Genomic DNA, 21,578 nt, shown 5'->3' with positions numbered 1-21,578 from the left:
GAGGTTCACCATTCGCGGTAGGCGATGCCGTTGAGGCCCTTGCCCCGGGCGTGGGAGTAGACGTCGAAAACGTCCTCGCCATCGCGCGGGTTTTGAGCCGAACTGTTGTAGGCGCGCACGCCCCAACCCCCTTCGTCATCACGTTTGGCCGGCACCAGCGGATCGCGCGGGATGCGGCGTAAAAAGTAGAACTTGGCACCCTTGGCGCTGCGCACATCGCGCACGCCTTCGACCAGCACTTTCAGGTTCGGCGGGTAGCCGCTGCTGTTCAGCGACTTCTCGATGTAGCCGGCATCGAAGGCACGCTTGTAGGCGTCGATGCCATCGCGAATCTGGTACAGCGCGTTGCGCAATTCCTGCTCCTTGCCACGCCGCACCAAAGTCTCGGTCAGCGGCGCGGCCATGCTCGCCAACAGACCGATCAGGGCCAGCGTCACCACGACTTCGATCAGGCTGAAACCGCGTTGGGAGGCGTTCATGATCAAGGCTTCTCGACAGTGACGCGGGTGGTGGCCACGGCCGCCTCACCGACGGCACGCGGCTGCGCGGCCGGCGACGGCATCACGTAGCTCTGCGAACGATCCGGGGCCTGGATGTGCATGCTGGTTTCGGTGCCGGTGGAGAACTCCATGTCCGACGGGCTCTGGTACGGCAGGTTGCGCACGATCCGCGGGGTGATCGACAGCACCAGTTCGGATTTGCCGACGGTGTCCTTGTTGCTGCCGAACAGCCGACCCAGCCCCGGAATATCACCCAGGCCCGGAATCTTGTTGCCGGTGGCGCCGTGGTCGTTACGCATCAGACCCGCGAGGATCTGCGTTTCGCCGTCGTGCAGGCGCAGCGTGGTCTGCGCGTTGCGGGTGTCGACCTGCACTGGAATCGTGCCTTGACGGGTCGGCTCCAGCGGTGTCGCGTTACTCACTTCCAGCGCAATCTTGATCGCCACTTCGTTGTTCAGGTGTACGGTCGGTTGCACTTCAAGCTTCAGACCGACGTCCAGGTAAGTGACGCTTTCGGTAATCACCGGACCCTGCGTCGAAGGCACCGAAGTGGCGCTGATGATCGGCACCCGCTGACCGATGTGAATGCGCGCCTGCTCGCGGTTACTGACGCGGATCACCGGGCTGGCCAATGTGTTGATGTCGTTGTCCTGCGCGTTGATCTTGGCCTGCGGCGAAGGCGAGATCGAGATGCGGCTGGAGTTGATGCCTTTGAGCTGATCGAGAATGGTGACCGCCGAACCGTCGCTGTTGACCACGCCGAACGTGTTCGGCCATTGCAGCCCGAGGTCGAGAATGCGCTGGGTAGCGACTTCCATCACTTCCACTTCGAGTACCACTTCCGGGTTGGACTGGTCTTGCGATTGCAGGAGTTTTTCGGCCATGCGCACGGCGTCTTCGGTGTCGCGCATGGTCAGGGTGTTGAGGCGTTCATCGACGAACACGTCGCGGGTCTTGAGCATGGTTTTGACCATGTTCAGCGCAGTGTTGGCGTCGATGCTGGTCAGGTAGAAGGTGCGCATCACCAGTTCCTGATAATCCTTCACTTTCTGCGGCGAATCCGGGTAGATCAGCAGGGTGTTTTCGTTCACCACTTTCTGGTGCAACTGGTTCTGTTGCAGCAGCAGGGTAACGGCGTCTTCGATGCGCACGTCACGCACGAAGATCGTCGCTTTCATGTCCGGGCGCAGATCTTTGTCGAAGATGAAATTCAGCCCGGCGACCTGCGACAGCACTTCGAAAATGGTCTTGAGGTTGGCGTCGCGAAATTCCAGGGTCACCGGCCGATCGAGCTTGGTGCGCAGTTGTGGATAGGCAATCACGTTGCGGCTCTGCACCAGACGAATGTTGCCTTGCAGCTCCAGCGCGCCCTCGTTGTTGGGGTCGAGTTCGAGGATCTGTTTGACCTGACGATCAGCGCCGTAGATATCGCCACGACGCAGATCGCCACGGGCCAGTTCGATTTTCTCGTCCATGCTGCGCAGATAATCGAGCTGACGCAACGCATCCTGGGCACGCCGATTGTTCGGTTCGATGGTCAGCGCGCGGCTGTAGGCGGTGCGGGCCGAAGCAAAGTCACGGCGCGAACGGTCGGTGTCGCCAGAGGTCAGCAACGCGGTGATCGCCTTGGCGCGGCCACTGTTGAGCAGCAAGTGCAACTCAGTGTCCCGTGGATTTTCGCGCAGCCCCTCCTCGACGCGGGCCAGACCCGCTTCGTACTGACCCTGTTCAATCAGGTCGGCGGCTTCCTTGTTGGCCACCTGCGCGGAGCTGCACGCGGCCAGCCCGGCGCACAGGCTCAGGCTCATCAGCAAACGGGAACGGTTCATTGCGTACTCCCCACAGACAAGGTCTGCGACAAATGCAAAGGCAGGTAGACCAGACTCAGCTCCAGATCGGAAATGCCGGTGATCTTCCAGGTGTCGTCGATCACATCCCCGTTGCGCACGACGTAGATCTTTTCGCCGTTCTGCAAAAACACTTGCAGGTCGCTGCGGTCATGCAGCCTGCCGACGAACTGAAACGGCACCGGTGGCAGGCTCGGGGCTTGCACCACTGTTGCTGGATTGATGGCAATTTCGGTGACCGTGGCCAGAGTCGGCGCGGCCTTCCAGGATTTGGCCGCGAACAAGTCGCCGGCCGGGCTCAGGTCCTTGATCGGCGCATCCTTGGCCTTGGCGACGCTGGCTGGCAGAGCGCCGCGGGTTTTCCCCGGCGTAGCGACAGCCACTTCGTTCGAATCGACGTCTTCGCTCGGCGAGAAATATTCCGGCAACCACGCCAGCGCGGCCGCCACGCCGAAGAACGCTACCCACCCTGTCACGCGCTTGGTATTCATCACGACCTCGACAGGTAAAGGGTCATACGGATCCGGCCATTGAGGTCGGTGTCGCCAATCTTCTTGCGTTGCAACTCGAGGTCTTCCACCACCACCGCCGGCAATTGGCCGAGCAAGGCATGCAGAAAGCGCCGCAGTTGCGGGTAGCTGCCGCGCACTGGCAGAAGAATCTGATAGCGCGCCAGATGGGTTTTCGGGTCGACGCCGAGGGCGTATTCGCCGCGCGCCAGGGTGATGTGTTCTTGCGCTGCGAGGGCATAGATGCGGTCGATGGCGACGGTGGCTTGCGGCTGCGCCGGCAGTTTGTTGCGGAAGTCGTCGAGTTGGCGTTGTGGCACCACCGGCGGCGCGATGCTGCCGTCTTCAACCTTGGCCAGGTACGCGGTAGCTTCCTGAGTCTGCTGGCTCAAGTGCTGCAACGATTGCCAGCCCGGCAGCAAACCGCCGAGTGCCCAAGTCACGGTGACCAGCAGCAGCGCCAGCCCGGCCAGGCCCGGAACGCCAAGGCCTTGCAGGTATTCGTGGACGATCAGTCTAGGGATTCGCATCGCCAATCTCCCATGTCGCCGACAGGTTGAATTGCACCGGTTGCTCCGGCGATTTGACGACGATTTCGTGGCTGAGCAGCGAGACGTCGGACAGCTCGTCGCTGGCTTCCAGACGTTTGTGGAAGTCGAGCATCGCTTGCAGATCGCGCGCTTCGGCGCTGATGCGCACCTGGCCTTTGCGCGCATCCGGGGTCAGGGTCAGCAGCGCGACGTCATCGCGCGGCATCGCTTCGAGCATGGCGAACAGGCGTTCCCACGGCCGGCGCAGTTGCTGCGAGACCTTGCGCATCTCGGCAAGGTTTGCCGCTTGCTCGCGGGTTTCCGCCGGGCTCAGGGTGGACTTGGCGCCGCTGTCGCCAGTGAGCTGACGCTGGGTGGTTTGCAGGTGGCCCTGTTGCTGTTCGGTGTGCGCGTCGAGGTGCTGTTGCACGCCGAAGCACAGCGCCGCCAACAACACACCGCCGCCAAGCAGGCTCCAACCCAACGGGCCGGAACGTGGACGCGGTTGAAAATCCAGATTCAGGGCGCGCATATCAGGCCACCGCCCGGGACATGACGTACAAGCCGTCACGCACAGTCATCGAGTCGTCTTCAAGGGTGCGCAGTTGCACACCCGCCACGTCCGGCTGCGCATCGAGGCGCGCCGGTGTATGCAGATATACGTTGAAGGCGCGTTCGCTGGTCGAGGCTTGCAGCTGGCGTTCACGACCGATCAGGGCATTCAACGCGGCATCGCTGTCGCTGCCGCCCACCGAACGTACGCCGGCCCAGCGCCCTTCCCTCGCTAGTAACAACACGCTGCGTTGCGGCTCGGCGACGACAAAGAGGAAGTCGCCGGCATCGAGGCTTTTGTCGAAGCGGTTGAACGCCGCCATCAGGTACGGCTGCACCGAGCGCAGGCGCAAACCGCGACCGCTGACCAGCGAGCGCAGGCGTTCGAGCAAGTCCTGTGGTAACGCGCTGGCAATGCGGTCGTAACCGGCCGGTTCGGCGGACAGCACCAGGCTCCAGGCTTGCGTTGGCGCGCCGAACAGGTCTTCAAAACACAGTTGGGCAAAGCCGCGCAGTTCTTCCGGGCTGCTGATCTGCGCGCTCCATGGCACCAGGCAGAAGCGGCTGAAGTGCCCGGAGATGACTACGCTCAATTCGGCGCCGGCGCGGGCGTGTTCACCGAGCAGACGGTCGAGGGTGTCCAGCGCCACCGCGTAGCTCTGGAAGCCTTCGTCGATGTAACCGACGCTGCCCAGCCACAGGGTGTCGCTGCCGCGCCGCTGACCGAGGCCAACACCGCTGGCGCCGAGCACGGCGACAAAACGCTCACGCGATAAATGTGACACGATTGATCTCCTCCAGCGTGGTGCGACCTTGTTCCACCAGCTCCAGCGCCGATTCACGCAGCAGGCGCAAGCCACGGGCGCAGGCCAGGGCTTTGATTTGTTTGATCGGTTGGCGCTCGACGATCATCTGGCGCAGCTCGTCGTCGAGGTGCAGCAACTCGGCAATCGCCGTGCGCCCGCGATAACCGCTGCCCCGGCAATGCCCGCAGCCCTTGCCGTGAACGAAGTGGTAATGGTCGACTTTCTGCGGATCGAGGCCCGAGGCGCGCAGCTCTTCATCGCTCGGATTGACCGGCGCGCTGCAACTGGCGCACACCAGCCGGATCAGGCGCTGGGCGAGAATCGCGTTGAGCGCCGAGACCAGGCTGTAGGGGTCGATTTCCATTTGCGTGAAGCGGCCGATCACGTCGAAGACGTTGTTGGCATGGATGGTGGTGAACACCAGGTGACCGGTGAGCGCCGATTGCACGGCGATCTGCGCGGTGTCCGGATCACGGATCTCGCCGACCATGATCTTGTCCGGGTCGTGGCGCAGGATCGAGCGCAAGCCGCGGGCGAAGGTCAGGCCTTTTTTCTCGTTGACCGGGATTTGCAGCACCCCCGGCAATTGATATTCGACCGGGTCTTCGATGGTGATGATCTTGTCCACGCCATGGTTGATCTCGGTGATCATCGCGTACAGCGTGGTGGTCTTGCCGCTGCCGGTCGGGCCCGTCACCAGGACCATGCCGTAGGGTTCGGCAGCGAGGCGGCGCAACTGGCGCAGGGTTTCGTCTTCAAAACCCAGCGCCTGCAATTGCACGCCGCAGACCTTGTCGGCCAGATCCTGTTTGTCGAGCACACGCAGCACCGCGTCTTCACCGAAGATGCTCGGCATGATCGATACGCGAAAATCGATCTGGCGGCCACTGATACCGATCTTGAAGCGACCGTCCTGTGGCACGCGCTTCTCGCCGATGTCCAGTTCGGCCATGACCTTGACCCGCGAGATCACCTGCTCGGAGAACTCCGTACCTTGGACTTTGCTGATGTTGTTGAGCACGCCGTCAATGCGATATTTGATCACCAGACCGTTGCCGGTGGTGCCGAGGTGGATGTCGCTGGCGTGCATTTTCAGCGCGTCGTAGAGGGTCGAGTTGACCAGTTTCACCACGCTGCTGGCGTCTTCGCTGATGCTGGTCAGCGACAGGCTTTGCAGGGTGTCGATTTCGTTGTGGATGTCGCCCTGGGCGTTCAGCGATTCGACGGCATGAAAGCTTTCTTCGTGGCGGGCCAGATAGGCCTTGAGGTCATCGGCGTGCACCAGATACAGCGGCGCGCCGTGCAGGCAGTCGTCGATCCAGGCCAGCCGCGCCGAGTCGAAGGGGTCGGCAAATACGCCGATGACTTCGTCGTTGTGGCGCAGCAGGATGAATTCACGTTTCAGGCATTGTGCGAGGGTGACCCGGTCGAACACCGGCGTCGCTTGAAACAGGCTGTCGGTGTCGAGCACCGGGTAATGCAGGGTGGCGCCGAGGGTGTGAATGAACGGCATCGGCGCCAGTTCACAGAGTACGCCAAGGGCTTCAAGCACGCGTTCGCCGGAAGTGGCGGCCCGCGCCCGGGCCTGGGCAAGCTGTTCACTGGAAAAGCGTTCTGGCGCGCTTTCGGCCAACAGCGGTTCGACGACAACGGACAGACGTTCCATGGCTTGCTCTCCAACCGGGGCTCAGAGCCCTGTCGGCGCGGCAAACCTTGGCGGCAAGTGCCGGAACGTCTGATCGCGCCATTACTCCCCGGTGAGCATTTGATCGTCGTCCGGCGCCATGGATTGCGACTGCCGTCGCCGATCCGCCAACACCCAACTGCCATCGTACAACTGCAACGGGAAGCTCTCGGTCCTGCTCTGGCGTCGTTCGACAAACCCTTCGGAAGGATTCGCACCGGGTTTCGCTTCGCGCTTGATGCCCAGAAGGTCGCAGACAGCTCGGGCCAGTTCCGCCAATGGAAACGGTTTGAACAGGATGTGGCTGACTTGCAGTTGCCGCGCCCGCTCACAGACTTCAGCGGTCGGGTGACCCGTTATCAGCACAAAATTGCACTTCCTGTTCTGGCGGACCGCGTCGAGCACCTCAAAGCCTTCCATATCGGGCAAGCGGTAATCGAACACCAGCACGTCGGGGGCAAACGTTTCGGCCAAACCGATACCCGTCGCTCCGTCATGTGCAATCCGGACGTCCAGCCCCTGCGCCGACAGATAATCCTGAAGGTTCTGTGCAAGCAGCTGTTCGTCTTCGACAACCAGTACTTTGTTAACCAAGGTCGACTCCTTGAAGCAGCAGGTCCGATGACCCCGCCCTGAGAGTGCGCCTTACCAGGGGTAACGCACACTTCATGCCAGGCTGAGTGCCGGTAATTTTATCTCTTCATGTCCTTGAATTTAATGACAATGCCCGCTCGTCCAGGTACCCCGTTCCCCAGAAACGGGGAAGCACCTGAATGGGCATCGAAGCCATTCCCCACTATTGGGGGGGAACCTTCAGTCGTCGTCAATTCGTTCGATCCTGTTCTGCACCCGTAATTGCGCGAGCACTTGGCGACGAGCCTGGGTCTGTTGCTGTCGGGCGAGCTGTGCCCTGACTGTATCCAGCCCCTGCAAATCTGGGACATCGGCGGCCTCCAAGTGGTTCTGCAAATAAATCACATGCCAGCCGAACGGTGAACGCACCGGATCGCTGGCGAAACTCGCCCCACTGATGATTGAGGCGCGCATTTGCAACAAGCGTAGACGCGCTGCGGCTACTGTGGCTGCATCCGATTGCGCAGGCACGCGGATCAACAAGTGCCGGGGTTGCAAAGTGTTCGCGCGGATCAGCTCGGCAAATGTTTGCTGCGCGGCCAATTCGCGGCGGGTGTACTCGGTAAAAGAAACCTCGTCGAAACCGGCATCCTGCAAGCGACGCTGGAATTTGTCCGAGCCACCGATGGCACTGCGCATCTGCTCGATCTGCTGACGCACCGCTTGCTCGTCAATCTGCACGCCACGTTTTTGCGATTCCTGCCACAACAACTCCTTGTCGATCAGCGTTTGCAGTGCAGCCTGACGCAGCTGTTTATAGGCCTTGGGACTACGAATGCTCGCCACCGCGCGGCCCTGATCTTCGAGGTATTCGGCAAAAAAGCGCTCGAAGCGATAGCCAGAAATTTCCTCGCCATTGACCCGCGCCACCGCCGGTTCGTTGTTGGCCCAGACCGCCGGGAGCCAGCAGGTCAGCAGCATTAACAGCCTTGTGAGCTTCATGATCGGGGCCTCCGTTCAGGGGCTGGCAACAATCGGTTTGTAGGGCGCGACCAGATAGAAACGCTGATCGGGCAAATCCACGGTGACCACGTGTGCGCCGCTCAAGCCCAGGCGTCGACCGGGGCCGAAACTCAAGCGCGGGGTCAGGCCGGTGTCGAAGTCGTGCAGGCCTTCCAGCGCCGCCACCAGTTTTTCGCGGCTGGCATCGCGACCGGCCTGTTTCATGCCTTCGCTGAGCAGCAGCATCGAGGCGTAGGCGCCGACTTGCAGCACCGCGTGCTGGGCGCCGAGGCCCTGACCTTCGCGCAGCAGCGTCAGGGCCATGCGCCCGGTCTGGGTCCAGTCGCTGGGCACGAACGGATAGGCGAGAAACACCCGCCGGGTGAATCCGTCGGGGACTTGCAGCAGATCGCCGGCCACCTGGCTTGAAGCGGCGAACAGATAAGGCACTTGCCCGGCGCTTTGCAGCCGCGTTGCCAGACGACTGAAACCGCCGCCATTGCCCAGATAGAACACCGAGCGCGAACCCAGCGGCAGCGCATCCGCTGCCGGGCCATAGGCTTGCAGATGGATTTTTTGCCAGCCGTGATCCTGCAAGTACTGGCCGAGGTTTTGCGCGGCCAGCGCTTGTGCAGGGTCATCGGGATAGGCAATCAGCGTCGGCCCTTGCAGCACGCGCAAGCTTGCCGTGGCGTAGTCGGCCAAGGCGATCAGTTGCTCGCGCAAGCCCGGCAACGGCTCGAAAATCTGCGGACTGGCCTGCATCGATCCGAGCAACGACAAAGCGCCAATCAGCGGTACGCCAGACTGCTCCAGTCGACTCGCCAGTTCGCTGTCGAGGGCCGGTGCCAGCGGTGCGATCAGAGCGAACACCTGCTCCTGCTCGATCAAACGCTGCAACGCCTGTCCGGCACTGGCGCGATCCGGGCCGGGGTCGATCACCGTCAACCGCAACTGCCGACCGTGAATACCGCCGGCCTGATTGATCCGCGCGACACTGCCGTTGAGCACCGCTGCCACCGTCGCGCCCTCCTCGGCCAATGGCCCTTGGCTGGGCAATAAGGTGCCCAGGTGCAAGGTCTCGGTATCGAGGCCGGGGTCGCGTTCATCGGCGAGGCGTTTGAGATAGGCGGTGAGGTTGCGCTGATCCTTCATCGACAGCAGAAAGCGCGGCATGCTCGGGTCGAGGCGGTTGTGGCCGGGGTCGCGACCCTGCTCGATGGCAATGGCCAGAGTGCTTTCGCTGTAGGCCGGATAGCTGCGCCCGTTGATCTGTTGCTGGCCATACGTGCTGGTCAGCCGCGCCCAGTTCAGCGGCGGCGGACGCACGCCGCCTTCGGGCCGACCGAGGCCATCGGCGCCGTGGCAATTGGCGCACGGCAGGCTGGTCGCCGGCAGCAGCACATCCGCCGCGCCGACCCGCGCCATGATCGCTTCGCCGCTGGCTGACAGGCCTTGGCGATACAAGCGCTTGCCCGCCGCCTCTTCGGGTGTCAGCGGCGCAGCGCTGGCGCCAAGGCTGACGCCAGCGAGCAGGACCAGGGCGAGGACGCGACTCAGGTTCATGGCGCGGACTCAGCGCCCAGCCACAGGCATTGTCAGCAGCTGCAAGCGCTGGGCAATGGCGGCGGCCGGGGCGTCGGGGCGGATTTTGCTCCAGCGCTTATTGGCGACATCGCCGACGATCAACTGCGTCGAGTGCTGCTCGGGCGTCGGCACGATCTGGCCGATGCGACTCAACACCAGGTCCATCTGCGCCTTGTCGCCAGTAAGAAAAAGCCAATGAGGGTCATCGGAACCCTGCTTCAAGGTGTAAGCCTTGAGCACCGCTGGCGTGTCGCGCAACGGGTCACTGGTAAGGGAAATAAAGGTGATGTCCTGTGCCTTGTCACCCAACAGCTCGCGGACTTCCTTGAGCTTTTGGGTGATCAGCGGGCAGGCATCGTTGCAACTGGTGAAGATCACGTTGAGCAGAACGATGCGGTTTTGCAGCGCGTCGCTGTAGAAGCGCAAAGTCTCGCCGTTCTGATCCTGCAACGGCGTGTCGGTGAACCAGGTTTTTGCGTCGTGGGTGCCTTTTGCTGGCGCGGCGGCAACAGTGGCCGGCGGCTCTTGAACGTGACCTTCGTGGGCGAACGCGAGGGTGCTGAAGATCCAGAAACACACGGTCAGGGAGATCCAGTCGAGGAGTCTCATGGCTGTTGCTCCATGGCGATGGCGGTGTGTTTGGCGTGGGTGCGCAGGCCGCTGAGTTTTTCCACTTCCTTGGCCAGCAGCGCCGGGTCGGTGAAGCCGTAGTAGCGCATCCAGTGCCGGTTGTTGCCGTCGCCGACGAGGATCAGCGGTTGATGACTCTTCAGGTCGCCGCTGAAACTGCCGAGGCCCTTGAGGGTTTCATTGATCGACTGTGGCGAGCCGGTCAGCCAGCTCCAGCCCGGTCCGCGCTGAAAGGTTCGGGCGTAATCCTGCAGGCGTTTCGGGTCGTCACGCTGCGGGTCGATGCTGATCGACACCAGTTGCACTTCATCGCCGACCCGGGCACCGAGCTGTTTCTGCACCTTGCCCATGATCGACGAGACTACTGGGCACACCGTGGTGCAACTGGTGTAGATGAAGCTCATGACGACAATCTTGCCCTGTACCAGATCCGGCTCCAGACGAACCGTCTTGCCGTTCTGGTCGAGCAGCGGCACGTTGGCGAACTTCACCTGGGCATGTTCCTGGGTGCTGCTGGCCGGGGCTTTGTGTCCCGCGTGTTCGTCCGCCGAATGGGCCTGGGCTTGTTGAATGCCAAGGCTCAACAGGCACAAGGTCAGCAGGCCACTGGATGCAAATCGGTTCATGTCGAAACTCCTCTTCAACGGGCCTGGCCGGGGGCTACCCGAACACTGGCAAAGGTCTTGTCATCGAAACCGGCACCCAGCGAAGCCGCGCGCACATGCAGGTACCAGGCACCGCTGCGGTCGAGGGTGATCGGCGCTTCGTACACGCCGTCGGCGACCTCCAGCGCTGCCACTTCACGCGGGTGTGAGGTCGGTGCGAGGTAATAACGCAGTTGCACGTCTTTCACCCCGCTGCGTTGGCTTTTGTCTTTGCCTTGCACGATGCGGAAACGCACGACGTAAGGGTCGTTGAGTGCCACGGCAGTCTTGTCGAGAAGGAACTCGACCTTCGGCTGGCCGAGGTGTTTTTGCGGTTTGCCGTCGCTATCAATCTGCGCGCTGAAGCAATGAATGATGTTCGGTTGATTGAGCAGGAATGCCACGTCAAAACGCCCCGCTGCCGGCAGTTTCACCCGCGCGCTGTAAAGTCCCGGCGAGACTTCGCGCAGGCTGCGATCGATGACCATGGCGGCGCGGGCGATCTGGCCACGGTTGGGGTAACCGGACATCGGCGCGTTCATGCCTTCGGCGTAGAAGTAGGTGGTGTTGTCGACCGGGTTGACCACGAACACCGCGTTGTCGTCGCGCGAAACCGCCAAGCTTGAGGCCAGCGGCAGATCCCCGGCCAGGCGCGGCGCTTGCGGGCCGGCTTCGAAACCCTGGCTGATCGGCTGACGGCCTTCGCCGAGGGACGACAGGTTGATCATGGTGACTTTCGGCGAAGCGAGTCCGCGGATGTAGGCGTAGGCCTGGGTGAACACCACTTGGTAGGGTTCGGCGCTGACGTCCAGATCATGGATGGCGCTATTGGTCGCGGCATCAATGATGCTGGCGCGGTTTTCCACGGTGTTGAGCACCACACCGAAGCGGCCGTCGGCGCTGAAGCCCATCGGGCCGAGGCCTTGTTGCAGTTTGATTACCCGGCGAATGGCGTGGGTGCTGGCGTCGATCACAGTGACGGTGCCGTCCTTGCCGTCGGCCACATACACCGCGCCGGACAGCGCTGAATAGGCGACAGACAACGGGTGGGCGCCGGTTTTGATCTGCTCGACGATGCTCAGGCTGGCGATGTCGATCACGCTTAAAGTGCCGTCGTCGCGGTTGCTGACGAAGGCGAAGCGGCTGTCTTTGCTGAAGGTGATTTCGTGGTGGCCGCGACCGGTCTGTAAATGTTTGAGGGATTTGAGGCTTTGGCTGTCGATCACTGTCACGCCGGAGTCTTCGGCTTTGCTGGCGTTGTTGCCGACCCAGAGCAGGCGTTCGTCCGGTTGCAGCGTGACGCGAAACGGTTGGCTGCCGGCGCTGATCGAGTCGATGACTTTGAATTGTTCGCTGTCGATCACCGCGACTTCACCGGCTGTCGGCATGGAAACGAAGACGCGTTTGTTGTCTTTGGGCGTGACCCAGTCCATCGGCGGTTGCTTGAGTTGGATCCGTGCGAGGGTGCTGGTGATGCCGCCTACTGATACCGATGGATCGACCACGGCGATGCTCGCGTCGCGGTTCATCACCAGCAGGAAATAGCTGTTGAGGTCGAGCAACGGCCGCGCGCCTATGTTGGATTTGAGGAACACCCCGACCCGGGCTTTGCAGCTCTGGTCGCGGCCTTGAGCTTGGTCGGCAGCGAGGGTTTGCGGATCGACCCAGGCCCCCGGCGCCACGCCGGACAATGGCTGGCCGGAAGCGCTGTCGCGGATGCGGAACTGCACATCGGCGAACTCGCCTTCACGCAGTTTGCCGTCGGCGGCCAGTGGCTTGAGATCGAAATCCACCGCCACACCATCACGGTTCAGCGTCTGCCCCCCGCCGGTCTGCGCCAACGCAATTTCACTCAGCGTCAACAACGCCCCGGCCATGGCCAGCGTGCAAATCCCGATGATGTTGATGATCCTGTTCATCTCGAACTCCCCTAACTCTTCATCTGGCAAAACACCGCCCCCCATGTGGGAGCGAGCCTGCTCGCGAAGGCGTCTTCAGCCTCACCCTCACAAACCGAGTTGCCCCCATTCGCGAGCAAGCTCGCTCCCACAAGGGATTTGCGTACATCCACTTCCTCACTACCAACCACTGCCCCCTGTGGGAGCGAGCTTGCTCGCGAAAGCGGTCTGTCAGCCAACACACCTGTTGCATGTGCCGCCCTCTTCGCGAGCAGGCTCGCTCCCACAGGGATTTGCATCCGCCGGGGCATTACCGTTGTACCTACTGGCTTGGCGGCGCCGGTTCCGGTTCGTTGGTCACGCGCAGTAGTCCCCATAACCCGGAGGTGTTGCCGTAGGCGGCGTAGTCGCGGAACAGGTAGTCCCCCGGGATCGCATTACTGCCGCCAGCACTCGGAATCATGAAGCTGAAGTGCGCGGCCGGCAGGATGCTTTCGTGGGCGCCGATGTACATCGACATCGGGTTGTAGCCGAAGCGCACCGAGCCGACGCCCGGCGAACCCATCGGATAACCACCGACATCGCTCTTCTCGGCCTGGAACGGGTTCACCGACCAGACGTGCCCGTCGAGCTGGAACGTGGTGCCACGACTGCCACCGCTCGGCATCAAAATATGCGTGCGGAACGGTTGCCCCGGTTTGGCATACAGCACCGGTGTCTGCGGATCACCGCCGACCAGTGCATTGCTGTAGGCCATGTGCGCATTGGTCATGTCGCCATAACCCGCGCCATCGGCATGCCCGAACGGTGCATCCGGGGCGAGGCCGAAGCGATACCACAGCGGTTCGGTCTTGTAGTTGATCGCCATGCTCGAGTTGTCCTGCGGATCGGTCGGCACACCGAAGCCCTCAGCAGCAATCCCTTCCACCGGACGGCCATTGGCCCAACGGGTGTTCAGCGCCTTGTGCCAGACCATCGCAAAGTCGCGGTAGCTGGTCTGCCCTGGCGCCGTAACCGTGGCGTTGACCTTGCGCGCATCATCAACCCAGGTCGCGCCGATCGGCAGGATGCTCATCGCCCCGCCAAGGCCTTTTTGCGGTTGCTTGATCACGTCCGCCGGGGTGAAATTCAAACCGCCGAACTCGACCGCCGTGGCATTTATGTTGTCTACGCTGCGGCCCAGTTGCGTCACCGGTTTGCCTTCACGCTCCAAGTGCCCGGCGTAGTACTGATAGGTACGGGTCGGGTACGCGCCGCTGTTGCCAACGCGCGGTGGCACGGTCTGGATCGGGTTGGCGCCGACGTTGGCACCGTCGGATTTGGTGATGTCGTAAGCCAGCAATTGCGCGTGCAGGCCGACGTGGCTGGACGGCCGCATCAGGTTGTTGCTGAAGGTGGTCGAGCCCAGACCGCTGTTGCGATCACGCTTGACCATGCCTTGCATCACCGCCGTCTGGGTCAGGTCAGGCATCACGCTCGGCAGACGGTTTTCCAGAGTGATGTTGATGCAATCCCCCGCCGCCGCACGCAATACCAGCGGTTCAACCGGGATGCCGGGTTTCAGCTTGCCACTCACCGGATCGAGATCGGATTTACGCACATAGAGGATCGCGGTCGGATCATGCAACGGCCCGCTCTGCCCGCCGATGGTGATGGTTTCGCCATCCTCCGGATCAGTCACGGTGACTTGTGGAATGCTCACCGTGCGCGAGTTCAGCACCAGGGTGCCGCCCGCTGGATTGAGCGGCCCGCCGACATGCTGGCCAAGCCCTTCGGGATCGCCGATGGTCAGGCCCAGCGTATTGCCGAGAATGTCGTTGGCCAGCGCCGCGACCACTTCATAGTTGCGCTGCACGGTTGGCCGGGTGCCAATGCCGTTAGGGTTGGCGCCATAGCGCGGGCAACTGCCCTCGAACGCCACGGTGTTGCGCATGCCCGCCGGGCTTGGATTATTAGGGATAGCGAACAGGTCGGCGCGTTTGGCGGTGTAGTTGCGCATCACGCCCCAGATACCGCTCCAGTAGCCTTCGATCGAAGCGTCCATCGAGTACAGATAGTCGCCCGTGGTCGCCGCCGAACTGGACAGCATCGACACCGGCGCAATGAAGCCCATCTGCTCGGAGATGCCGATCATCTGCGACGCGCGCCAGCCGGAGTTGGAGCTGTTGCCGAAACCGGAACCGCTCTGCAGCCATTTCACGCCGTGCAGGGTGACGTTGTGCTCTTCTTCATGGCCGCCGGCATGCACCCGCAGCCGCACGTTGTCGCCGGTATAGGTGCGCAGCATCGGCGTGAACGGGTCACCGGGTTCGGCGCCGCCCTTGTTGATGTGCGGCGGGAACAGCGTGGTGCCGCCGGTGGGTCCGGTCGCAGAGGTGAGCAGATTCGGCGCCAGATTCATCGCCGGGATCGCGCGGTCGGTACGGCTTTGCATGGCGAACGACAGATCACCGCCGAGGCCGTCGGCCTGCATGCCACGCTTGCCGTCCGGGCCGACCTTGTTCGGGTCGTACACGCGCAGGGCCAGCGGCTCGTTGCGATAGTTGACGACAAACATGCCCGGATCATCCACCGAAATCGCCTGCGGACATGGCCGGCTTGGGCAGCCCGGCACCTGACCGCCCTGCACTTCCAGCACGCCCTCAAGCAGGTTGCTGGCGTTGTTACGCACGGGCGGATTGATTGCGTAGCGGAAGCTGTCGGCAGTGGCCGGGAACGCCTGCGCATTCGGCACACCGTTAGGACCGGCACCGACATAGACGCCAGCTTCATAGGCGTGCTGGAAGTCGCTGTATTCGAGGAAGAACTCGCGGAAGCTGTCGTTCTTGCCATCGCCATCGAGGTCGCCAGTGTTGATCACCGCTTGCCACGAGGTCGGGCCGCCATCCTGACGCGCGCCGCTGTACAACGGCTCGCCGGTTTCGGCGTGGAACCAGGTGGAACCGGCCGGCTCGGCGAGCACAGTCGCGTACAAACCGATCTGTTGGTGCGTCGATGGGCCTAAGTGGTCGTGGGTGAAGATGGTGCCGAGGCCGCGATCGACGCCTTTGGCGTTGACCACCGGATCGACGAACCAGCGCTGCATCGCCGTGCGCGCACCGACCCAATCGGCGCGCCCGTATTGGCCGAAGAACGGATGGTTCTTGGCTTTCGGGCAGGCCTGAGTGCCGTCACGTGGATCGGTGCCGGCGCACTGGTTGAACTCGCGGATCGCATGAATGCGCTCCTGCACGGCGCCGGGCGAGAGCACGCCGTCCTCATAGTTCCAGCCGTTGGATGATCCATCGGCAGCGGTCAGGTCCCACTTCGGCAGGTGAATGTGCTGGCCGATCACATCGGTCGGCGTGCGCACCTGATAGTCGTCCATCTCGTAGGTGGCCGGCACCAGGTTGGTTTGCTGGTATTGCACGCAATCGAAGGTGTTCATGCGCATCACCAGCGGCTCTGGTGGACGCTGCTTGGTGATCACCGGCCAGGCGTCTTCCCACAGCGCCAGAATGCGCGCTTGCGGGAAGTGATAACCGACCTTGTTGTACACCGCGTCGAACTGGATGTTCGCGGCTTTGTAGATACGTGGGCGGTCGGCAGTGAAGGTCGAGGCGCCGACAAAGGACATGCCGTCGATGCGTTCACCGCTGGCGAATTCACCGCTACCGGCGCTGGCGGTCAGACGTTTTTGCCGATCGTCCATGCACGGCTCGTAGTACGGCGCACCGGCCATTGGCAAGGCGCCGTTGGTACGGAACGCCTTGGCCACCACTTGATTGCCGGGCAGCAAGGCATAGCTTGGATGGTCTTTTTTCGCGTGGAAGGCCATCGCAGCCTGTTCGACTTCGGTGCCTTCTTCCGGCAGGTAAATCGGTTTGGCGCGGGTGACTTCTTTGGAGAAATCCAGCGAAGTGGTCACGGTGTGCGCTTCGCCACCGGCCGCGACGCCATCGAGTGCGTGCCGTTGCAAACCACCATCCCAACCACCGGACTGCGCCGGATCAAGGTTGGCCCACAGCGCTTTGCCGCTGGCCTTCAAAGATTGCGCGGTGGCGGCGTCGAGCATGTCCAGCGGCGGAGTTGGTGGCCGTTGGCCGACCGAACTTTCCATGCCGCCGATCCAGAACGGATAGCCAGGGTTTTTCAGGCTGCCGTCGGCATTGCGGTTGGCTTCGCTGCGATCGACCAGCGCCAGCGAACCGATGGCTTGACCACCAGCGTTGCCGCCGTGATGTTCGCCGTCGTCATCGCCCTCTTCTTCATCCTCGTCGTCATCATTGCCGGCGACCAGGGTTTCGCCGATTTTCGGCACCACCACGACTTTGCCCGGCATCGGCGCCATGGCTTTGCCGGGCAGCGGCACGATGGCCGGAATCGGCGTGCCGGCAACGATTTCGCCATCCGGCAAGGCCCGTGCGCCGGCCGCCGGTTTGCCACTGCGCAGGGCGAACGGTTCGCTGTGATAGCCGTCGGCGCCCTGCTGCGAAACGTCGAGTCGGGTGCCTTCTTCAAAGACATCGTGCACCCGCCACATGGCCCACATGCCTTGGGCAAAGTGCGGGTAGAAATGGCAGTGATAGATCGCATCGCCGGCCACGCGGTTGCGGTTGCCCGAACCACCGTTGGCGATTTCATAGGTGTAACCAGCGCCCGGACCGATGCCTTGGGCGTCGACGTAATCGGAGTTGTCATCGTTGGGGTTGAACAGCCACTGATGGCCGTGCAAGTGGAAGATGTGTTGCTCGTGACCGTTGTGGGTGTTGCGGAACTTGACGAAGTCACCGATGTAGCTGTGGTTGACGTTCGACGGCTCCGACGGATACAGGGCCATGGTGGCTTTCACGCCGATCTGATCGGCGCGCGGTGTCTGGCCCGGGGCGATGTTCTCAAGCCCGGTGTTGGCTGGCACATCCACCAGTATCGCCACGTCGCCGACGGTGTGCGAGCTGAGGAAGAATTCTTCATAGGCGCACGACAGGCAGTCGTGCATCGGCCCCACGCCCAAGCGGTTGGCGACCACTTCAGCGCCCATACCGCCGGAGCCGTAGTTGATCATGAACGAGTCGCGGGTCGGCTCCAGCACATGGGCCATCACTGGGTCGGCCCAATACGCCGGGAAGGCTTGGGTAGCGGCAGTTTCGTCCTGGAATTGCGAGGCAAAATCGCGGAACGCCTCGAGACGGTTGGGGATTGCCGGGTTGCGCTTGCCGACCGCTTCCAGCGGATAGGTGCTGGACGGGAAGCTGCCATCGGCGTTGCTGCCCATGACAATCGCGTCGCTTTCGCTGGAAATGATTTCATTGCCATCGACCATGCCGATGATCGGCGTGCCAGCCTTGCCTTCGCGCAACCACGGTTCGCGCTGTGGGTAGCGCGCCTGGTAATCAACGATCGGTTGGCCGGTGGGTGCGCGGCCCGTGGTGGCCAGGCGCATTTCTTCTTCGGTAAGGGTGTTGCGATAGGTGCGACCGCCCTTGGGCAGTACGACGACCTGACCGAACAGTCCGTTGGCAACGTTGCCGGCCGCGCCCTCGCCGCCAAACGTTGCGCCACGGCTGCTCACGGCAAACGCGCCTTCACGTTCGGCGAACAAGGTGTAGGAACGGCTCGCGCCGGGAGGCACAAGGGTGTTGGCGTTACGCCCGGTGAACGAAGAAATGTCATCGATGCTGTTCACCGCTTGCAGGCCATTGACCTGGAAACCGACGTGACGATCCGCCACCTGCTCATCGACTTTGAAGTCTTCGGTGCCGTTGGCGTTTTCCGCGCCCTCTTCTTCGCCCTCGTTTTCAAAGTGCTTGTTCGGGTTGGCCTGATAGTCGAGCAGGTTCTGCAGATTGATCGTCAGGCAATCGCCGGCAGCCACGCGCAGCACCAGCGGCCGTGGACGCTTGTCCGGGCGCAACGAGACTTTGCCTGGCACTGCGGCGCCGCCGTAAGCCAGTGACTGCTCATGTTCATCGACCACATCGCGGCGCAGGGCGAACATCATGCCGTTGATGTTCTGCGCGCCGAGGCGGTTGAACATCAGTGGCTGATCGAAGGCTACGACGTTGGCCACCAGGTTGCGCTCGCAACGTACGGCCGCGCCGGCCAGCTCGACGCTGAGCATCGAGGCCAGAATCAGCAGCCAGTTAATCAGGGACGGAGCGTGAGGAAAGCCAGCCATGATCAGTAACCTCGTAGTGGGTGCTCTTGGGAACACTTCTCGACAAATGCCTCGGAGCAATCCGCGTGCCACAAAAAATTGCATTAGCGTTCAATCAGTTACTGCGGCCACTTGAGAATCCGGGGGATATTCCCCACCCGTTTTCCCCACTTTTCGGGCCTCCACGGTTTACCCCGAAAGTGGGGAAAACCGGGTTGGGGGTCACAACGGCGCGTCCATCGCCAGGCCCTGCAAACGCCGGTACTGACGCAACACATTCGGTACATAACGCTGGGTTTCGGCGAACGGCGGAATCACCCGGCCACGGCTGAGCACCGCGTCTGGCCCGGCGTTGTAGGCCGCCACGGCGAGGGCAATGTCGTTGTCGAACAGGGTCATCAGGCGCTTGAGGTATTTGGCCCCGCCCTGGATGTTGGCCTTGGGGTCGTAGACGTCAGTGACGCCCAGCTCCCGTGCGGTGTCGGGCATCAACTGCATGAGCCCGCCCGCACCTTTGGGTGAAGTGGCACCGGGGTTGTAGCGAGACTCGGCGTTGATCACTGCATGCAGCAGCGCCTCGGGTAATTGATTGACCTTGGCCGCCGCCGAAACCAGTTCCGCGTAGGGCTGGTTGGCGATCATTTGCGGCTGCTGATCGAGGCTGGCCACAGGCATTTCAGCCTCATGGATCACCCGTTCGTAAGTGCGTCCGGGCCGGTGAACGTTGGACAGTACATAGCTGCCCTTGGCGTCCACCGAAATGAACACATCGGCCTGCGCGGCGCCGCTGAGCAGCACACATCCGAGCAATCCGCTGGCGAGAAATTTCATGTCGGGCCTCCCCGGATCGACCCCGATAAATTGGGGGAAATGCCCCAATGGCCGATCACGTTTGAGCCATACGCAAGCACTGTGCCGACTCTGGAGATGCCCTGATTACAAGGGTTTCAGCCAATCCAGTGATTTTCAGTGGGGCTGAGCATGGCAATTGCATAAGCCGTTCTGGCGACACGGCTGCCACTCACGGGAGGTCATCATGAAGCTGCAATTTCGTCCGCGTAGCCAACGCGGTTTTACCCTGCTCGAATTGCTCGTGGTGCTGGTGGTGCTCGGCCTGTTGGCCGGGATCGTCGCGCCGAAATACTTCGCCCAACTCGGTCGCTCCGAAGTGAAAGTGGCCAAGGCGCAGATCGAAGGTCTGAGCAAAGCGCTGGATATCTATCGGCTGGAAGTCGGCCACTACCCGTCCACCGAACAGGGCTTGCAAGCCTTGGTCATCGCGCCGAGTGACGAGGCGAAATGGACCGGCCCGTACTTGCAGAAAAAACTGCCGCAGGATCCGTGGGGGCGTAATTACGCTTACCGCTATCCCGGCGAAAACAGCGAGTACGACTTGCTGTCGATGGGCAAGGACGGACAGCCCGGCGGCGAAGGCGAAAACGCCGAAGTGACCAACTGGCAGTGAGCGGAGCGCGGCCCATGCGATTTCATGTGAAAGCGGTCGGCAAGGCTGGGGTGGTGTCCTTGAGTGTGGAGGCGCCGGGTGACAGCGAGGCGCGGCGCATTGCCGAGGATCAGGGTCTGCGTGTGCTCAGTTCGCACGCCGACAAGCATTGGCGCTCGCTGAAACTGCGCCAGCGCGAGACGTTCAATCTGGTGTTGTTCAGCCAGGAACTGACCACTTTGCTCAATGCCGGCCTACCGTTGATCGATGCGCTGGAAAGCCTCGCCGAAAAAGAAACCGCCCCCGCCGCCCGCAAAACCTTGAGTGAGCTGGTGCGCCTGCTCTACGAGGGCAAGTCTTTTTCGCAGGCGCTGGGCCAGTTGTCGGCGGTGTTCCCGCCGCTGTACGTGGCGCTGGTGCAGTCCAGCGAAAAGACCGGCGCGGTCGGCGATGCGCTGGGGCGCTACGTCAGCTATCGCCAGCGCATGGACGAGGTGCGGCAGAAGATCATCAGCGCGTCGATCTACCCGATGCTGTTGCTGGTGGTCGGCGGTGGCGTGGTGCTGTTCTTGATGGGTTATGTGGTGCCGCGTTTCAGTCTGGTGTTTGAAGGCTTGGGCGATAACCTGCCGTGGCTGTCGCAGGTGTTGATGAGCAGTGGCATGTTTTTGCATGCGCATCAGGCTGAATTCTTCGCTGGGTTGGCGGCGATTGTCATCGCCCTCGCCGTGTTGCAAAAGCAACCGGCGTTTCGCCGTGGGCTGGATCGGCTGGTGGAGAGACTGCCGGCCGTGCATCAGCGGATTTTCATGTATGAGCTGGCGCGCTTTTATCGCTCGCTGGGGATTCTGCTGCAAGGCGGGATTCCGCTGGTGACCGCCATGAGCATGGTGCGCGGCTTGCTCACCGTGGCCTCACGGGTGCGGCTGGATCAGGCTTGCGAACGGGTGCGCGAGGGACAGTCGCTGTCTACCGCGCTGGAGCTCAATCACCTGGTGACGCCGGTGTCGCTACGACTGCTCCGGGCCGGTGAACAGTCCGGCAACCTCGGGCAAATGATGGAACGCAGCGCCGACTTCTACGACGAGGAAATCAGCCGCTGGCTGGAGTGGTTCGTGAAGTTGTTCGAACCGCTGTTGATGACGTTTATCGGCCTGCTGATCGGGGTCATCGTGATCCTGATGTACATCCCGATTTTCGAACTGGCTTCGAGTATTCACTGACCCCCGGGAACGC

17 protein-coding genes are annotated in these 21,578 nt (G+C 62.2%); 2 read left to right on the top strand and 15 right to left on the bottom strand.

The annotated features are described in order from the left end of the window. Window positions 1-5: 5 nt before the first annotated feature. The 15 genes from U6037_RS10275 to U6037_RS10205 form a co-directional block, all read right to left on the bottom strand. Window positions 6-479 carry a type II secretion system protein gene (locus tag U6037_RS10275; RefSeq protein WP_322846645.1) on the bottom strand — a complete coding sequence of 158 codons (474 nt, stop codon included), beginning with the start codon at window positions 477-479 and terminating at the stop codon, window positions 6-8. 2 nt (window positions 480-481) lie between these two features. After that, window positions 482-2,329 carry a secretin N-terminal domain-containing protein gene (locus U6037_RS10270; protein WP_322846644.1) on the bottom strand — a complete coding sequence of 616 codons (1,848 nt, stop codon included), beginning with the start codon at window positions 2,327-2,329 and terminating at the stop codon, window positions 482-484. Continuing rightward, window positions 2,326-2,838 (bottom strand): hypothetical protein, encoded by a 513-nt coding sequence (locus tag U6037_RS10265; RefSeq protein ID WP_322846643.1) that lies wholly within the window; start codon window positions 2,836-2,838, stop codon window positions 2,326-2,328. Before U6037_RS10265 ends, U6037_RS10270 begins: the two co-directional genes overlap by 4 nt. Beyond that, entirely contained in the window at window positions 2,838-3,386 is a 549-nt protein-coding gene (locus U6037_RS10260) for a GspMb/PilO family protein (RefSeq protein WP_220558532.1), read from the bottom strand. Before U6037_RS10260 ends, U6037_RS10265 begins: the two co-directional genes overlap by 1 nt. After that, window positions 3,373-3,918 carry a PilN domain-containing protein gene (locus tag U6037_RS10255; protein ID WP_127926655.1) on the bottom strand — a complete coding sequence of 182 codons (546 nt, stop codon included), beginning with the start codon at window positions 3,916-3,918 and terminating at the stop codon, window positions 3,373-3,375. The genes U6037_RS10260 and U6037_RS10255 overlap by 14 nt, the downstream gene beginning before the upstream one ends. Before the next feature lies 1 nt (window position 3,919). After that, window positions 3,920-4,723 carry a hypothetical protein gene (locus U6037_RS10250; protein ID WP_322846642.1) on the bottom strand — a complete coding sequence of 268 codons (804 nt, stop codon included), beginning with the start codon at window positions 4,721-4,723 and terminating at the stop codon, window positions 3,920-3,922. Beyond that, window positions 4,704-6,410, bottom strand: a complete 1,707-nt coding sequence (locus U6037_RS10245; protein WP_322846641.1) for a GspE/PulE family protein — start codon at window positions 6,408-6,410, stop codon at window positions 4,704-4,706. Before U6037_RS10245 ends, U6037_RS10250 begins: the two co-directional genes overlap by 20 nt. Window positions 6,411-6,491: 81 nt before the next feature. Then, on the bottom strand, window positions 6,492-7,022 hold the full coding sequence (locus U6037_RS10240) for a response regulator (protein ID WP_322846640.1): 531 nt from the start codon (window positions 7,020-7,022) through the stop codon (window positions 6,492-6,494). A 219-nt stretch (window positions 7,023-7,241) separates the two neighbouring features. Then, complete coding sequence (locus U6037_RS10235; RefSeq protein ID WP_322846639.1) at window positions 7,242-8,003, bottom strand: peptidylprolyl isomerase; 762 nt, start codon at window positions 8,001-8,003, stop codon at window positions 7,242-7,244. A 15-nt stretch (window positions 8,004-8,018) separates the two neighbouring features. Then, window positions 8,019-9,569 carry an ABC transporter substrate-binding protein gene (locus tag U6037_RS10230; protein WP_322846638.1) on the bottom strand — a complete coding sequence of 517 codons (1,551 nt, stop codon included), beginning with the start codon at window positions 9,567-9,569 and terminating at the stop codon, window positions 8,019-8,021. Window positions 9,570-9,578: 9 nt separating this feature from the next. Further along, window positions 9,579-10,199, bottom strand: a complete 621-nt coding sequence (locus U6037_RS10225; protein WP_322846637.1) for an SCO family protein — start codon at window positions 10,197-10,199, stop codon at window positions 9,579-9,581. After that, window positions 10,196-10,846 carry an SCO family protein gene (locus tag U6037_RS10220; RefSeq protein WP_322846636.1) on the bottom strand — a complete coding sequence of 217 codons (651 nt, stop codon included), beginning with the start codon at window positions 10,844-10,846 and terminating at the stop codon, window positions 10,196-10,198. Before U6037_RS10220 ends, U6037_RS10225 begins: the two co-directional genes overlap by 4 nt. Window positions 10,847-10,860: 14 nt before the next feature. After that, window positions 10,861-12,783: a YncE family protein gene (locus U6037_RS10215; RefSeq protein ID WP_322846635.1), complete on the bottom strand. Its 1,923-nt coding sequence runs from the start codon at window positions 12,781-12,783 to the stop codon at window positions 10,861-10,863. A 301-nt stretch (window positions 12,784-13,084) separates the two neighbouring features. Continuing rightward, a complete protein-coding gene (mnxG, locus tag U6037_RS10210) occupies window positions 13,085-18,919 on the bottom strand; it encodes a manganese-oxidizing multicopper oxidase MnxG (RefSeq protein ID WP_322846634.1) in 5,835 nt (1,944 codons plus the stop codon). Between the two features lie 201 nt (window positions 18,920-19,120). Continuing rightward, window positions 19,121-19,729 (bottom strand): lytic transglycosylase domain-containing protein, encoded by a 609-nt coding sequence (locus U6037_RS10205; RefSeq protein WP_102902845.1) that lies wholly within the window; start codon window positions 19,727-19,729, stop codon window positions 19,121-19,123. A 205-nt stretch (window positions 19,730-19,934) separates the two neighbouring features. Here U6037_RS10205 and gspG point away from each other — a divergent pair, with 205 nt between their 5' ends. Continuing rightward, window positions 19,935-20,363 carry a type II secretion system major pseudopilin GspG gene (gspG, locus tag U6037_RS10200; protein WP_095124788.1) on the top strand — a complete coding sequence of 143 codons (429 nt, stop codon included), beginning with the start codon at window positions 19,935-19,937 and terminating at the stop codon, window positions 20,361-20,363. A gap of 14 nt (window positions 20,364-20,377) precedes the next feature. After that, window positions 20,378-21,565 carry a type II secretion system F family protein gene (locus U6037_RS10195; RefSeq protein WP_095124789.1) on the top strand — a complete coding sequence of 396 codons (1,188 nt, stop codon included), beginning with the start codon at window positions 20,378-20,380 and terminating at the stop codon, window positions 21,563-21,565. Window positions 21,566-21,578 lie beyond the last annotated feature (13 nt).

The organism is Pseudomonas sp. B33.4, assembly GCF_034555375.1.
Taxonomy (GTDB): Bacteria; Pseudomonadota; Gammaproteobacteria; order Pseudomonadales; family Pseudomonadaceae; genus Aquipseudomonas.
Note: the sequence above shows the minus strand (reverse complement) of the source record. Positions and strands in the feature narration are given on the sequence as shown.

What these genes read in the sequence shown, in the direction of transcription:
- U6037_RS10275 (WP_322846645.1), bottom strand. Translation starts at nt 479, where the DNA reads ATGAACGCCTCCCAACGCGGTTTCAGCCTGATCGAAGTCGTGGTGACG.
- U6037_RS10270 (WP_322846644.1), bottom strand. Translation starts at nt 2,329, where the DNA reads ATGAACCGTTCCCGTTTGCTGATGAGCCTGAGCCTGTGCGCCGGGCTG.
- U6037_RS10265 (WP_322846643.1), bottom strand. Translation starts at nt 2,838, where the DNA reads ATGAATACCAAGCGCGTGACAGGGTGGGTAGCGTTCTTCGGCGTGGCG.
- U6037_RS10260 (WP_220558532.1), bottom strand. Translation starts at nt 3,386, where the DNA reads ATGCGAATCCCTAGACTGATCGTCCACGAATACCTGCAAGGCCTTGGC.
- U6037_RS10255 (WP_127926655.1), bottom strand. Translation starts at nt 3,918, where the DNA reads ATGCGCGCCCTGAATCTGGATTTTCAACCGCGTCCACGTTCCGGCCCG.
- U6037_RS10245 (WP_322846641.1), bottom strand. Translation starts at nt 6,410, where the DNA reads ATGGAACGTCTGTCCGTTGTCGTCGAACCGCTGTTGGCCGAAAGCGCG.
- U6037_RS10235 (WP_322846639.1), bottom strand. Translation starts at nt 8,003, where the DNA reads ATGAAGCTCACAAGGCTGTTAATGCTGCTGACCTGCTGGCTCCCGGCG.
- U6037_RS10230 (WP_322846638.1), bottom strand. Translation starts at nt 9,569, where the DNA reads ATGAACCTGAGTCGCGTCCTCGCCCTGGTCCTGCTCGCTGGCGTCAGC.
- U6037_RS10225 (WP_322846637.1), bottom strand. Translation starts at nt 10,199, where the DNA reads ATGAGACTCCTCGACTGGATCTCCCTGACCGTGTGTTTCTGGATCTTC.
- U6037_RS10220 (WP_322846636.1), bottom strand. Translation starts at nt 10,846, where the DNA reads ATGAACCGATTTGCATCCAGTGGCCTGCTGACCTTGTGCCTGTTGAGC.
- U6037_RS10215 (WP_322846635.1), bottom strand. Translation starts at nt 12,783, where the DNA reads ATGAACAGGATCATCAACATCATCGGGATTTGCACGCTGGCCATGGCC.
- mnxG (WP_322846634.1), bottom strand. Translation starts at nt 18,919, where the DNA reads ATGGCTGGCTTTCCTCACGCTCCGTCCCTGATTAACTGGCTGCTGATT.
- U6037_RS10205 (WP_102902845.1), bottom strand. Translation starts at nt 19,729, where the DNA reads ATGAAATTTCTCGCCAGCGGATTGCTCGGATGTGTGCTGCTCAGCGGC.
- gspG (WP_095124788.1), top strand. Translation starts at nt 19,935, where the DNA reads ATGAAGCTGCAATTTCGTCCGCGTAGCCAACGCGGTTTTACCCTGCTC.
- U6037_RS10195 (WP_095124789.1), top strand. Translation starts at nt 20,378, where the DNA reads ATGCGATTTCATGTGAAAGCGGTCGGCAAGGCTGGGGTGGTGTCCTTG.